The organism is Brotonthovivens ammoniilytica, from assembly GCF_025566885.1.
Lineage (GTDB): Bacteria > Bacillota > Clostridia > Lachnospirales > Lachnospiraceae > Brotonthovivens > Brotonthovivens ammoniilytica.
The window spans coordinates 132,037-146,167 of sequence record NZ_JAOQJQ010000007.1; the positions used below are offsets into that span (position 1 = coordinate 132,037).

At 41.0% G+C, this 14,131-nt stretch carries 14 protein-coding genes; 6 read left to right on the top strand and 8 right to left on the bottom strand.

Features of this window, described 5'->3' with window-relative positions; genetic code table 11:
* Positions 1–2 precede the first annotated feature (2 nt).
* The 4 genes from pstB to OCV88_RS14405 form a co-directional block, all read right to left on the bottom strand.
* Positions 3–752, bottom strand: coding sequence for a phosphate ABC transporter ATP-binding protein PstB (gene pstB, locus OCV88_RS14390; RefSeq protein ID WP_158426136.1), 750 nt, complete (start codon positions 750–752; stop codon positions 3–5).
* On the bottom strand, positions 753–1,616 hold the full coding sequence (gene pstA, locus OCV88_RS14395; RefSeq protein WP_158426160.1) for a phosphate ABC transporter permease PstA: 864 nt from the start codon (positions 1,614–1,616) through the stop codon (positions 753–755).
* Complete coding sequence (gene pstC, locus OCV88_RS14400) at positions 1,616–2,473, bottom strand: phosphate ABC transporter permease subunit PstC (RefSeq protein ID WP_158426137.1); 858 nt, start codon at positions 2,471–2,473, stop codon at positions 1,616–1,618. Before pstC ends, pstA begins: the two co-directional genes overlap by 1 nt.
* 85 nt (positions 2,474–2,558) lie before the next feature.
* A complete protein-coding gene (locus OCV88_RS14405) occupies positions 2,559–3,473 on the bottom strand; it encodes a substrate-binding domain-containing protein (RefSeq protein ID WP_158426138.1) in 915 nt (304 codons plus the stop codon).
* A 340-nt stretch (positions 3,474–3,813) separates the two neighbouring features.
* Between OCV88_RS14405 and OCV88_RS14410 the strand changes: the two genes are divergently transcribed.
* Positions 3,814–4,284 carry an RNA polymerase sigma factor gene (locus OCV88_RS14410; RefSeq protein ID WP_158426139.1) on the top strand — a complete coding sequence of 157 codons (471 nt, stop codon included), beginning with the start codon at positions 3,814–3,816 and terminating at the stop codon, positions 4,282–4,284.
* A gap of 98 nt (positions 4,285–4,382) precedes the next feature.
* On the top strand, positions 4,383–6,332 hold the full coding sequence (locus OCV88_RS14415) for a beta-propeller domain-containing protein (protein WP_262591400.1): 1,950 nt from the start codon (positions 4,383–4,385) through the stop codon (positions 6,330–6,332).
* Positions 6,333–6,424: 92 nt separating this feature from the next.
* Here OCV88_RS14415 and OCV88_RS14420 read toward each other — a convergent pair whose 3' ends face one another.
* Together OCV88_RS14420 and OCV88_RS14425 are read right to left on the bottom strand one after the other, a co-directional pair.
* On the bottom strand, positions 6,425–7,645 hold the full coding sequence (locus OCV88_RS14420) for an Ig-like domain-containing protein (protein ID WP_158426141.1): 1,221 nt from the start codon (positions 7,643–7,645) through the stop codon (positions 6,425–6,427).
* A 231-nt stretch (positions 7,646–7,876) separates the two neighbouring features.
* The gene (locus OCV88_RS14425; protein WP_158426161.1) at positions 7,877–8,266 is read right to left on the bottom strand and encodes a MerR family transcriptional regulator; all 390 of its coding nucleotides are present in this window, start codon (positions 8,264–8,266) and stop codon (positions 7,877–7,879) included.
* Between the two features lie 179 nt (positions 8,267–8,445).
* Between OCV88_RS14425 and OCV88_RS14430 the strand changes: the two genes are divergently transcribed.
* The 4 genes from OCV88_RS14430 (at position 8,446) to OCV88_RS14445 (ending at position 11,335) form a co-directional block, all read left to right on the top strand.
* Positions 8,446–9,063 carry a flavodoxin family protein gene (locus OCV88_RS14430; protein ID WP_158426142.1) on the top strand — a complete coding sequence of 206 codons (618 nt, stop codon included), beginning with the start codon at positions 8,446–8,448 and terminating at the stop codon, positions 9,061–9,063.
* Positions 9,064–9,183: 120 nt separating this feature from the next.
* A complete protein-coding gene (locus OCV88_RS14435; RefSeq protein ID WP_158426143.1) occupies positions 9,184–9,858 on the top strand; it encodes a flavodoxin in 675 nt (224 codons plus the stop codon).
* A 33-nt stretch (positions 9,859–9,891) separates the two neighbouring features.
* Entirely contained in the window at positions 9,892–10,629 is a 738-nt protein-coding gene (locus tag OCV88_RS14440) for a flavodoxin (protein ID WP_158426144.1), read from the top strand.
* Positions 10,630–10,639: 10 nt separating this feature from the next.
* The gene (locus OCV88_RS14445; protein ID WP_158426145.1) at positions 10,640–11,335 is read left to right on the top strand and encodes a DUF4405 domain-containing protein; all 696 of its coding nucleotides are present in this window, start codon (positions 10,640–10,642) and stop codon (positions 11,333–11,335) included.
* Between the two features lie 150 nt (positions 11,336–11,485).
* On the opposite strand, the gene OCV88_RS14450 is transcribed toward OCV88_RS14445, so the two are convergent.
* Positions 11,486–12,412 (bottom strand): flavodoxin family protein, encoded by a 927-nt coding sequence (locus tag OCV88_RS14450; protein WP_262591402.1) that lies wholly within the window; start codon positions 12,410–12,412, stop codon positions 11,486–11,488.
* 108 nt (positions 12,413–12,520) lie between these two features.
* Positions 12,521–13,450, bottom strand: coding sequence for a LysR family transcriptional regulator (locus tag OCV88_RS14455; protein WP_158426147.1), 930 nt, complete (start codon positions 13,448–13,450; stop codon positions 12,521–12,523).
* Positions 13,451–14,131 lie beyond the last annotated feature (681 nt).

A 14,131-nucleotide genomic window follows, 5' to 3' on the forward strand; every position in this document is an offset into this window, starting at 1 on the left:
TATTAACCGAACCTCCCTGTAATATAGTCTTCTGTTCTCTTATCCTGTGGTTTTGAAAAAATATCTTCTGTATTCCCAAATTCCACCATTTCTCCCAGAAGGAAGAAGGCCGTTTTATCCGAAATTCTGGCCGCCTGCTGCATATTATGAGTTACCATGATGATAGTATAATCTTTTTTCAGTTCCATCGCAAGGTCCTCAATTTTCGATGTGGATATAGGATCCAGTGCAGATGTAGGCTCATCCATCAGAAGTACTTCCGGCTGAACTGCCAGTGCCCGGGCGATGCACAGACGCTGCTGCTGGCCGCCTGACATTCCAAGAGCGCTTTTTTTCAGTCTGTCTTTTACTTCATCCCAGATGGCCGCATCTCTTAAAGATTGTTCTACAATGTCATCCAGTTTCACTTTAGACCGGATACCATGGGTTCTTGGCCCGTATGCCACATTATCATAAATACTCATGGGAAAAGGATTTGGTTTCTGAAATACCATCCCCACTCTTTTTCTTAAACGGTTTACGTCCATTCCCTGATAAATATTCTCTCCATCTAAAGTGATCTCTCCTGTAATCCTGCAGCCTTCCACCAGATCATTCATTCTATTTAAGCTTTTTAGCAGTGTGGATTTTCCACATCCGGAAGGTCCAATAAAAGCGGAAATCTCATTTTCCGGCATTTCCAGATTAATATTTTTCAGAGCCTGAAAACTGCCATAATATAAATCCAGGTTTTTTACATCTATTTTTCCCATCTATTTCTCTCCTGTTTTCCTTGCAAATAGTTTTGCTACCAATCCTGAACATGCATTGATAATAATTACCATAACCAGCAGAATTACCGCTGTTGCATAAGCCTGATTCATATACAGTCCTTCATTCAGCAAAGCATACATATGGATTGCCAGTGTACGTCCGGAATTCATAACGCTGGCCGGTATCGCTGCAATGGTTCCTGCTGTAAAGATCAGCGCCGCCGTCTCTCCTACGATTCGTCCGATACTTAAAATAACTCCGGAAAGGATTCCCGGAATCGCAGAAGGGAGCACCACCTGAAATACGGTTCTTAATCTTCCTGCTCCAAGGCCAAAGCTTCCATCCCGGTATGCATCCGGTACGGCTTTTAACGCCTCTTCTGTTGTTCTCATAATTGTGGGAAGTACCATAATAGCCAGCGTCAAGGCTCCTGCCATAAAGGAATATCCCCAGCGGAGAGAAACAACAAACATCAAATATCCAAACAGACCGTAAACAATGGAAGGGATCCCCGCCAGTGTTTCCGCAGTCATACGCACAAGGGTTACCAGTTTATTTCCCCTTTTTGCATATTCCACCAGATAAATAGCAGAAAAAATACCAATGGGGGCCGCAATCACCAGTGTCAGCAGTACCATCAGTATGGTATTGATAATTGCAGGCATCATTGAGACGTTCTCAGAATTATATTCCCAGGCAAACAAATCCAGGGATAAATTGGGGATTCCTTTCACCAGAATGTAAATAATGATAGCTCCCAGAATAAATGCCGTAATAACTGCCGCCGCAATTACCAGAATCCGGAGTATGAGTGAAATGGGACTTCTTTTATAGGACTGCAGCTGAGATTTCAAATTTTTCATCATGAGTTCTTATCCCCCCTCTTTTTTAACAATGAGAAAAGAATATTAATGATAAGAATAAACACAAATAAAACCACGCCGGTGGCGATTAAAGCCTGGCGGTGCATATCTGTAGCATATCCCATTTCCAGTACGATATTAGCGGTCAAAGTACGCACTCCGGAGAAAATTCCATTTGGCACAATAGGCTGGTTTCCTGCAACCATGATAACCGCCATAGTTTCGCCGATGGCACGTCCGATTCCCAGTATGACACCTGCCATAATTCCGGACTTTGCAGCCGGCAGAACCGCACAGAAAATACTTCTTTCTTTTGTATCTCCCAAAGCCAGCGCCCCCTCAAAATAATATTCGGGAACCGCACGGATAGATGTTTCAGATACACTAATAATAGTAGGAAGAATCATAATTCCAAGGAGCACAGATGCTGTAAGGACGCCTTTGCCGCTGCCTCCGTGAATATCCTGTACAATGGGTACCAGCACCACCAGTCCAAAGAAACCATATACAATGGACGGAATTCCGGCCATAAGATTAACCGCCGGCTTAAATATTTTATATAAACTCTTGGGACAGAATTTTGCCAGATAAACCGCACACAAAATACCGATGGGGACCCCGACAATAATCGCTCCGGCTGTTACATAAATACTGCCGATAATCATGGGAAAAATTCCAAAAATCTCATTGAGAGGCTTCCAGTTCATCCCTCCCAGGAACTTAAAAATACCGATCTTTCCAATGGCCGGTATGCCGTTTGTGAAAAGAAAGATGCAGATTAACGCAACTGCAAAAATGGATATGCAGGCTGCCACCAGAAACACAATGTGCATTCCTGTCTCTTTTGCTTTTTTCATTTTGTGTTGTAACCTCCTATATGTCTACACGGGAGAATCGGTCTGACAGCAGCTGCCAGACCGTTAAATCACTTATTTGTTTTTCTTATTCTGCCAGAGAAGACCAATCTGTTGTTTCACCGGTAAAGATTGATTTAATCTGATCGGAAGTAAGTCCTGCTGTTGTATTATTATTATTAACAACAACTGCGATACCATCCATTGCAATAACAGTTGCTTTTGCGCCGGCAGCTGTCTCACTGTCTTTTAATTCACGGGATGCCATTCCTAAGTCACATACACCTTCTGTTGCAGATGTAACACCTGTTGTGGAATCGGATTCCTGAACTTCGATATTTACGTTAGGATTTAACGCTTCATATGCTTCTTTTAATTTTTCCATAACTGGTGTTACAGAAGAAGAACCTGCCACAGAAATATCTCCAGAAAGACCTGAAGCTTTGTAGCTTCCGTTAGAACCCTGGCTTACATATCCGTTTTCTTCTACAACCTGCTGTCCTTCATCACTCATGATATAGTTTAAGAAATCCTGAGCTACCTCACTGATTCCATCTTTTGTTACTACATTAAAGGGACGTGCAATTTTATATGTACCGTCTTTGACTCCTTCCGCGCTTGGTGCAACACCGTCAACGTTCAGTGCTTTTACAGATTCATTTAAAGAGCCCAAAGAAACATATCCAATAGCATTTTCATTTCCTGCAACAGTTGTCATCATAACTGCTGTACTATTTGTGATTTCAGCTGCTGCAGTTGTGTTATCAATTTTATTTCCTTCTGCATCCTTTTCTTCAATTCCAAATAATTCAATAAAAGCTCCTCTTGTACCGCTTCCATCTTCACGGGATACTACCGTAATTTCACCGCTTGGAGCTTTTGCTTCCTGACTGGCACTTGTATTATCTTTACCGGCATCATCTTTACTTCCGCATCCTGCCAGTACTGTCACTGCACTTAATGCTGCTGCTAATCCTAATGTCAATACTTTTTTCTTTTTCATTCTTTTTATTCCTCCATTTGACTTTTCGTAAATGTTTTTTTCTTTTTTTGTACCGCTCATTCCCGGGCACATTTAGAAGTATAAGCACGAAAAGTTAAATGTAAAATCGCGCAGTGGTTAAATTTATGTTAAATCTTTTTTTTACAAAACAATTGTGATTTTACATTTCAGGAGAAATTTAACATTTCTTTTTTAACTTTACATTTAATTGTTTCAGTCCTGCCAAAGCTTCTGTTATACTTAAGATATAGAAAAAATTGTCATCTCAACGCAACAAAATCCTTTTTATTTTACACTTATTAATCAGAGGCACTTCAAAATTATCGGGGAGGGGTGGAGCATGAAAAGAAATGCGGACCGGTTCGCAGAAAAATACAAAGAAATTTATCAAGATCTGTTTCGTTTTGCTCTGTACCTGCTGAAAAACCAGCAGGATGCGGAAGACGCAGTAAGCGAAACGGTTCTGGATGCCTGGAAGTCCATACATACATTAAGGAAAGAATCCGCTTTTAAAGCTTGGATGTTTCGCATTCTTACAGCAAAATGCAAACAGCGTCTGAAATCTTACCTTATCAAAACACAGCTGCTGCCGGAAACACTTGCTGCACCGGAACAATGCACCGCTGAGGATATGGATGTTCGAAAGGCTTTCTTTCAATTGGATGAAGAGGAACGGCTGATATTATCCCTGAGCCTGTTTGGAGGATATAAAAGTTATGAAATCGCAAAGCTCCTTAAGCGGAATGAAAATACGATTCGCTCCCGGCAGAGCCGGGCATTAAAAAAACTAGAACAAATGCTTACCGATTAAAAGGTGAATTACCCAGCAGAATCTGGGAGAAAGGAAAAATCCAATTACTTTCTAATACGATTGGACTATATGTGATGATTATGGATGAGAAAAAATGGATGAACAAGGTAAAACAGTCCGCCAAAAATCTGGAAATCCCGGATTCACTGGAGCCTGAAACTATAAAGAAAAAGCTAAAAGAGGCTCCTTCTCCCAAATGGTATCACAAATATGAACGTTTTTCTGCCGTTACAGCAGCTACTGCACTGATAGCCTTTTTTGTACTTGGGGGAGTTCTCCATATTCCGGGGCTGGATAACAAACAGGACAATCAAAAAAGCACCGAAGCAACTTCCACTGCATCAGCAGCTGATTCTTCCCGTGAATCCTCATTTCCAGGTGCAGATTCCTATCAGACTATCTATCAGACATTAAAGAAAATGAATACAGCAGGACCCTTAGATAAAATCAACGGTGCTTTAGGCGGCGGAGCCCTGGACAGTGCTTCTAAAGAAGCTGCAGATGAATCTTTGTCCTCCGGCAGTGCAGAATCCGCCTCAGAAGATTACTCTTCCACAAATCTTCAAGAACTTGGCGTCGACGAGGGGGATACTGTAAAATGCGACGGGCAGTATCTTTATATTCTAAAGTCTGACGGCACCATACAGATTGCAGACACCCGGCAGGATACCATAAAAATTGCCGGAACCATACATCCGGAAAATCTTCAGGAAATCCCCCGGGAAATGTATGTGGAAGGCGCTGTTCTAACATTGATAGCCACCGGCAGCCACACTGCCATGGAAAATCAGAAGGAAGATCTTTATGAACTTGTAACCGATAACTATACAACCCTTTATACATATGATATCTCTGACCGCACCAATCCGAAATTAAAAGGATCTGTTTCCCAGCAGGGCAGTTATTCTGCTTCCAGAAAAAAACACAGTATTATTTATCTGTTTACCCAATACAGTCCAAAGCTGACTTCCGCCGCAAAAACAGAGGATTATGTTCCTGCTGTGAACGGAACACAGCTGAAAGAATCCGATATCTGTCTGCCGGAATATGCCGCGGTTCCAAATTACCTGGTGATTTCTTCTGTTGACAGTAATTCCCCCTCTGAGCCCCTTGACTCAAAGGGAATTATTTCAGCCGCAGAAAATTTTTATGTAAGCACAGACAATATCTATATCTCCACTACAAATCCAAATGCAGACGGCAGCCTGACACAAATCATGAAGTTTCATTACGACAAAGGCAGGATTTCTGCTGTTTATGCCAACGGCTTAAGAGGATATCTAAATGACAGTTTTTCCATGAATGAATACGACGGATACCTGAGAATTGTCCTGACTGACAACTCACAGACACAGGAAACCAACGCCCTTTATATTCTAGACGAGAAACTTAATATCAGCGGAACCATACAGGATATCGCCCGGGGTGAAACGATACAGTCGGCAAGATTTATGGGAGATACCGGATATTTTGTAACCTACAAAAATACAGACCCCTTGTTTTCTGTTGACTTAAGCAATCCTTCCAGTCCCAAAATTCTGGGAGCATTAAAGGTAACTGGGTTTTCTTCCTACCTGCATTTTTACGGAGAAGACCGTCTCCTTGGCGTTGGTTACGAAACAGACCCCAAAACCGGGGCCTCCTATGGAATCAAGCTCTCCATGTTTGATATTTCTGATCCTGCTAATGTAGAAGAGGTACAGAAATATGTTATCAAAGATGCCAATGACTGTTCTCTGTTAAATAATTATAAGGCTGTCATGATTGACCCTCAAAAAAATGTCATCGGTTTTTCCTGTGATAACAAATATCTGATTTTTACCTATCATGATAAAAAAGGTTTTCAGAATGTATTTGCAGAAACACTGTCTGAGACCACCGAAGCTTATTATTCCTCCTTATATACAACTACTATCTCTGATTATATCCTTCCCATATATCCAAAGGGATGCTTTATCAAAGATACCTTCTATCTGATCTGGGACAATGAGCTTAGAAGCTATGACATGTCAGAAGGCTATAAGGCAAAAGAGAAGCTTTCTTTATAAATCCTGGATCTAAAGATAAGTTTTTGCCACAGCATAATACAGAGGACAAATCCTGCTATCCTGGATTTGTCCTCTGTACTTACAAAAACTGCTTATCTTTTATGTATTAATGTTCTTCCTGCAAAAACTGCAGCAGCCAGCGTTCCTGCGCAGATAATTAAAATCACAACCGGCATATTTGTATCTCCGGTTTTTGGAACAGCCGTAAGTGTACTGTTTTTTATCTCCATTGTTTTAGGCTGCTCCTTTTTAACGGCTGATTCAGAAGAAGAAACAACACTGTTTTCCTTTACTTTCTTATAATAATATGTGATCCCCAAGGTCTTCCCATCCTCTTGCAGTTCGAGAATCCCGCCTTCATCCTCATACAGCTCATAGCCTTTGATATTAATGGGATCCATCAGCGCTTCCACAGCCTCAAGATCCAGATCTTCCATAACTTTCAGCACATCCAATACCGCGGTTTTATCATCCGCTATTTTCTGATCTGTATCAATATCTTTAAAACTGATTCTAATGGGAATCTCCACCACAACCTGCTGGGCATCCATCCTTTCAAAAATATCATATATTTTTTCCAGCAAAGGACGGGTAAGAGTATCCAGCTCCTCCTGGTCCTCTTTCCCCCAATTAGAAGTTTCAAGGAAGTGGTCAAGAGCATTCATTTCCGGCTCTAATTCTGCAATGGCTTGTTGAAACTCTTCCGGCAGCCAGTTTTCAACAGCATTTAAAAACGTCCAGAGAATAACTGCCTCCAATGCCTCATCTGTATTAAGCCCTTCTTCTTCTGTAACAGTTACCTTACAGGAAGCGGATGCGCCATCTGCCGCTGTCGCCGTAATAATTACTGTCCCCGGCTCATATGGACATACAAATCCATCTTCGTCCACATCCGCAATCTCTTCGTCCGAACTGGTCCATGTAACCTTCTGATCCATAGTTTCCGGCCAAACTTCTGCATAAAGCTGCAAGCCTTCGGAATACACCGATATAGTTTCTTCATATGAATCCAGTATCACCTGTGTTTTCTGTGTTTTCTCCGATATTTTATTTCCCTCTGATGATTCATTTCCCTCTGACAGTCCGTCAGCTGTAATCTGTTCGTTTTCCGCTGGTCTGCTCACATCAGCCTGTTCATCTGCTGCTGTCTGCTTGTCCGCTGCTGTCTGCTGACCTGCTGCAAACTGCTGATCTGTTTCTGATTTTTCCGCATTCCGTAATCTTTCCGGTTCTGACTCCTGCGCCAGCACAGAAGCAGACATACTAAACACCAGTGTTCCAGCCAAAAACAACGCCAACAATCTTTTCTTCATCTCTCCATCTCCCTTATGTGAAAAAACAATAGTTACTGATAGTATTATAGTAACAGTCTGGTTACTGTAATACAACTTCCGGGGAATTTATTAAAAAAATCTTAATTATTTACCCATAAGAACCGCAGAATTTCAAAGAGCAAAATCCGCAATGATACTTAATCTTAGGCAGATTGCATTGTTTGCAGACGTCATCTTAAATTAAGGGAAAAATTCATGAATCCCGTCAGCTTATTCTTTTGGCTGTACTAAATTACTCACATATGGTCTTTTGCCGGAAAGAACTTCATTATAAAAGTTCTGTTTCCAATCAATATAAGCAACGCTGTCCTCTAGCTCCTTAATGGAAGCCCGCAATGCTTCCTGCTTCTCTGCCAGCATTTCTTTTCGTGGAATAATCGTGGATTCACCCTGCATACACAGCGCAAGGTATTTTTTCATTTCCTGAATACTCAATCCACATTTTTTAAGACAGGTAAGGTCTTTGATCCATTTAACATCTTTTTCATCAAAAATCCGGCGATTATTTCCATCTCGTTTAACATTAGGGACTAACCCTTCATTACAATAAAATTTCAAGGTCTGATAAGTCATATCCAGCTCTCGGCAGACCTGCATCATTGTATACACTATAAAAATCCTCCTGTGTTGTTCATAAAAAAATTCACAAACTTTTTTTAAAAAACCTATTGACCGATAGTTACTACCGCAAATTATAATCGGTTGTATCAAACGGTTGAAGCAATCGTATTGTAGCGTAGAAACACTGAATTTGCAAGCAGTCAAGGAGGTAATTGCAAATGAAAGTATTACTTGTAAATGGCAGTTCCAGAAAAAATGGATGCACGTATACAGCCTTAAATGAAGCAGCAAGGGCTTTAAATGAAGAAGACATTGAAACGGAAATCATCTATATCGGCAATGAGGCCCTGCCGGACTGTATTGCCTGCCACAAATGCCGAGAAATCGGCCGTTGTATTTTCCATGATAATGTGAATGAATTTGTAGAAAAAGCAAAATCCGCAGACGGCTTTATTTTCGGTTCTCCGGTTTATTACGCACATCCCAGCGGGAGACTTTTAACATTTATGGATAGAGCATTTTATTCTGGCAGTGCAGCGTTTCGTTTTAAACCTGCCGCCGCGGTACTCTCGGCAAGACGCGCTGGAACAACAGCTTCTATGGATGTTATCAACAAATATTTTACAATCAGCTCCATGCCTGTAATCTCATCTACCTATTGGAATCAGGTTTATGGTGCACAGCCGGAACAGATTTCAAAGGATAAGGAGGGGCTTATGACGATGTATAACATCGGTAAAAATATGGCATGGGTGCTGAATTGTCTAGAGCTTGGAAAAGAACACGGACTGACACATCCCGAAAACGAAAAAGTCTTAACAAATTTTATTCAATAAGTGATTGGAGGTTACAATGAACAAATTCAGCCGCAATGAGATTTACGATATTCTCAATGAAGCATGTTAATTTTTATCAAAATCAAAATAAGTTAAAATAATGAAGGTGAGGAAATCAAAATGTTTAAAAAAATTCTTGGTCTGATGATGACCGCAATTATGTTCTTTGCTCTTGCCGCCTGTGGACAGGCACCCGCACAAAACAGTGACACCCAGGCTTCTTCTGATTCTGCTGTCATCAGTGAATCTTCTGAAACAGAGCCGTCTAAAACAGAAACGTCCACTCCCGCTGAGGGAGAACAAACAGAATCCGCAGACAGCAAAACGCTGGTGGTTTATTTCTCCTGGTCAGGTAACACCGAAGAAATGGCTTCCTATATCGCAGAACAGACAAACGGTGATTTGTTAGAGATTGAACCGGAAACAGCTTATCCTGCCGACTACAATGAAACGGGCGATATTGCAAAGGTTGAGCGTGACGAAAATGCCCGGCCGGAAATTGCAAATCTCCCATCTTCTGTTGATGAGTATGATACAATTCTAGTGGGCTATCCCATCTGGTGGCATACAGCTCCTATGATTATCGGTACTTTTTTAGAGAACTATGATTTGTCCGGAAAAGAAGTTTATCCATTTACCCAGTCAGCTTCCATGGACACCGAACAGTTCAATCAGTCTATTGAATTTGTCCGCGAGGTTTCTAAAGGAGCAGCGGTTCACGACGGATTGTTTGAAAGACCGTCTGATACCGGCACGATTGATACTTATCTTTCTGAAAACGGTCTCATAAAATAAAGCTCACAAAATAAAAATAAGGAGAATATCATTATGAAAAAATTACTTTCACTTTTAACCGTATGCGCCCTGGGAATCACTATTATTTTTTCTCTGACCGCTTGTTCAGAAAAAACGCCGGTTTCATCTGAAAATGATGTTACGACGCCTTCCACAGATACCGGTAATTCCACGAATGAAAACCAGTCCGCAGGCAATTCCAATCCTGCTGACGACACATCCGATTCAACAAATGAGACTGCCAATGCACTTGTTGTTTATTTTTCTATTCCCGACGACCGTGATAACAGTTATGTTGAAGTGGATGGTGCGCGCCTGGGTAATACCCAATATATGGCACAGGTTATTCAGGAAAACACAGGTGCGGATATTTTCCGCATTCAGCCTGTTACCCCGTATCCTACCGACCACGAAGAACTCTTAGAGGCGGCACAGGATGAAATCCGCACAAATGCCCGCCCTGAAATTAGCGGCACAATCGAGAACTTTGATTCCTACGATGTGGTCTTTGTGGGTTATCCCAACTGGAATGCAGATATGCCGTACATTATGTATTCCTTTTTTGAAAGCTATGACTTTTCCGGCAAAACTATCGTTCCGTTTATGACACATGGCGGCAGTGGTTTTTCGGGAACACCGGAAACAATTGCGCAGCTGGAGCCTGAAGCGGCCATGTTGGAAGGAAAAGCCATTTCAAGAAGCAGTATCGAGGATGCCCGACAAGAAATTATTGATTGGATTGACGAGATCGGTCTGCTGAAAAAGAACTGAGGCAGGCAGTATGAAATGGACGTCAATTATTAAAATAAGTATTGATGTAGCAATGTATCTATTATTTCTGCTGCTTATGGGGCAATATCTCTTACGAGATGCGCCACACGAATGGCTGGGGGTTACTGCAGGAATTCTTTTCATTCTGCACAATATATTTAATTACAAATGGTACACGGCTATTTTCAAAGGCAGGTACAATGCAATACGCATTGCGCAGACAGCCGTAAATCTGCTTCTTCTGCTTACTGTATTTGGATGTATGCTTAGTGGGATTTTTTCCTCACAGTATATCTTCTCTGTGGGAAACGGCGGCACAATAGAGCTTGGAAGATTTCTCCATCTTGTAACAACAGCATGGGCTTTTATCCTTATGTCGGTACATCTTGGACTGCACTGGACAAACTTTATAGGAATCGCACAAAAAATTACCATAAATCCCAAAACACAAATCTTTTTTAGGTGGTTTTTCCGACTGATTGTAATCTTCCTTTGTATATACGGTGTATATTTGTTCATAGACAGGCGCTTTTGGGAGGAACTATTTCATCTGATTGACTATCAGAAAGAATACGATGAATCCAAAACGTTTTTGATATATCTTATGGAATCTGTCATTATGTCATCGCTGTTCACTGCGGTAACTTATTATATAAAGAAATTTGCTTTATATAAAAAACAGTCCCATAGAAAGAAAACAGATTAAATTGCCCTTGATCATTTGTTAATTTCACGTATATACAAAAAACAGATGCACCTTTTTCATAAAGAAAAATCTGCATCTGTTTTTTTATGATTCACTTTTCAAATCTCGCTCTCGCAAGACTGTGTGCGCGATTTGGGTCAGCTTTGCCACTTACTCTTTGATTAACTCCGGAAGAACAACTGCTCTTTCATATGCGGCATATTTTTTCCGTTTCTCAGCAATAATATCCTTGCCTTGGGCAGCCTTCATATGGCCTTTCCGGATATTATTATCATGGAGATCCTGTCCCCATTTACTCCAGCGGTTTTTAGCCATCTCTTCCTCTGTAAATTCTACCATTAATTCATCATTTACAAGGCTCAGTTTCGCTTTTGTGAGACACTGCGGACAGTAGACACCGTCTTCTCTTATCTCCAGCATATTTCCATGACAGTCCGGACATACGCCTTTTGTGCCTACATAGGATGGTTTTTCACCCTTTTCTTTCATAAGCAGTGCATCTGCAATATTTTCTCCGAATTTATGCATCCGTGCAATCATCTCATCCTCTAACACAACAGCTGCCACAGACGGAACAAAATCAAAATGAACAGCATCCACCAGTGCTTCATATGATCCGCAGAATTCCATAGCTGCCATTTTACAGAAATTCAGTGTAAAGTTGGTCCAGTCTGTTCCTCCAATAGAAAAAGCTGCCCCGATTTTATTATTTTTATGTACCATGTCACGATAATTTCCACTTGCATGGAGTTTATTTAAAAATGTAATCATAGGACCCGTTGGAAGCAGGTTGTAAGCAGGACTGGATACAATAATTGCATCTGCCTCACGCATCAGCTGCTCAATAAAATAGAAATGATCCGTACCGTTTTTGTGAACACATCTAAAATCCCAGTTTCCTTTCAGATGATTCACCATACAGGTCTCACATCCTACACATTTTCTGATCTCAGCTTCCTGAAGACGAACCAGCTGACATTCAGCTCCGCATTTCTCTTCAATTGCCATAAATGCTTCTTTCATCATAATTTCTGTATTACCGTTTTTTCTGCCGCTGCAGATACCTAAAACCTTCATACCAGTTACCTCCATGTAATCATTTTGTATTAATTATAATTGGAAATCAAAAGAGTGTAAAACAATTATTTTCTTTCTATTCACAATAAAAAGGTTGTGTTCTATATCCTATAATACAACATCGAATTTATTTTTCTGATCTTTCATATGATTTCTCTGATACAACTGCGAAAGCTGAGCCGTCATATGTTCTCCAAATCCATTGACACCTACTATGCTGATCTGAGCCGGTTCATCCTCCGGCATATAGGCAATGGGATAAAATTTCAAACCACCATACTGGTTTCTGAAAAATTCCCGGAAACCGGTGGCAATTCCCTTCCCAGCCATAATTTCAATCTCCATACTTTCCCAGGATTTAAAATATTTTACCTTTGGCTCTATCCCAATACTGTGAAAATGACCAAGTATTTTTTTCTGTGCATCCGCAGAATGAGAATCTTCAAAAATAAAAATCGTTTCCTCTCCCACATCTGCCAGCGACAATTTCTCTCTTGCAGCCAGAGGATGATTTTGGGACAGGATAATGGACAGCTGCACCGTTTTCAGCAGACACTGCTGATGACTGATCAGCTCTTTTGGAATCTCTGTAGAATAGGTTACAATTAAATCCGCTTTCTTTTCTTCGGCAAGCTGCTTTACATACGCCGGATTCCCTGAAACAACCTCAATCTGTATATCCGGATTTTTGCTCCCATACTGAGCCAGAAGGGGCAGCGTCAAATCTTTTACTGCATCATATTCTAAAATGGCAATCTTCACAAGACATTCCTTCTGCTCCCGCTCCTCCTGAATCAGACGTATCTCTTCATCCATCCGAAAAAGCAGTTCTTCCCAGAGTTTTCGCATCCTTACCCCTTCCCGGGTTAACATCAGCTGTTTTCTCTGTATACAGAACAAAGGAAAGTTAAGCTCTTGTTCCAAAGCCTTGATCTGTTTGCTGACTGCCTGCTGGGAAACAAATAATACATCTGCGGCTTTTGTAATACTCTGCTGTCTGGCCGCTTCTATAAAATAACGCACCTGTAAAAATGTCAATTATCCGTACCTCACAAACTGTTTTATGGAACCTGCTGATCTCTTACAATCCAGCAGGCTTCACCTCAAGACTGTTAATTTTTCTTTTATTATAAAGAAATTCCCGATTTTTTGCTAATAATTTGAAAAAAATTTAAGAAATGTATTAAGATATAGCCAAAAACAGTTCCCCAGGCTCAAAACAGCCTGGGAAGAACATCATATTCAAGTCTCGCTCTCGCAAGACTGTGTGCGCGATTCGGGTCAGCTTTGCTGACAATATTCTATTCCCAAGCGCTGCACATCCTCGCGGAGCGTATATCAGGTGGGGATTGACTCCCGCCACTGATACCTGCTTGTTACTCACCGCCTATAGAGGCGGGAGTCATCTCACATCTGATATATTCTTTTGAACCGTTTCCTTCACATAGACAATTAAGAAATAAAACTATATTTTTTCATCAGGTTTCATTTTCCTGATAAATTTTTGAATAGTCTCCGTCGTTTCCTCCAGTTCATCTGCAATCAACTAGGTACTCTTTCCTTTTTCCAATTTCTTTTGAATTAACTCTAATAGCTTCTCATCTTTCCCTGCCGCAAAACCTTCTTCCCTTGCCTCATTCTGCTCCATGACTCTCTCTTCCCATGCCTGCATATATCTCACACTCACTTCCGCATTCTCTTTGAGACTGTCAATCCGTC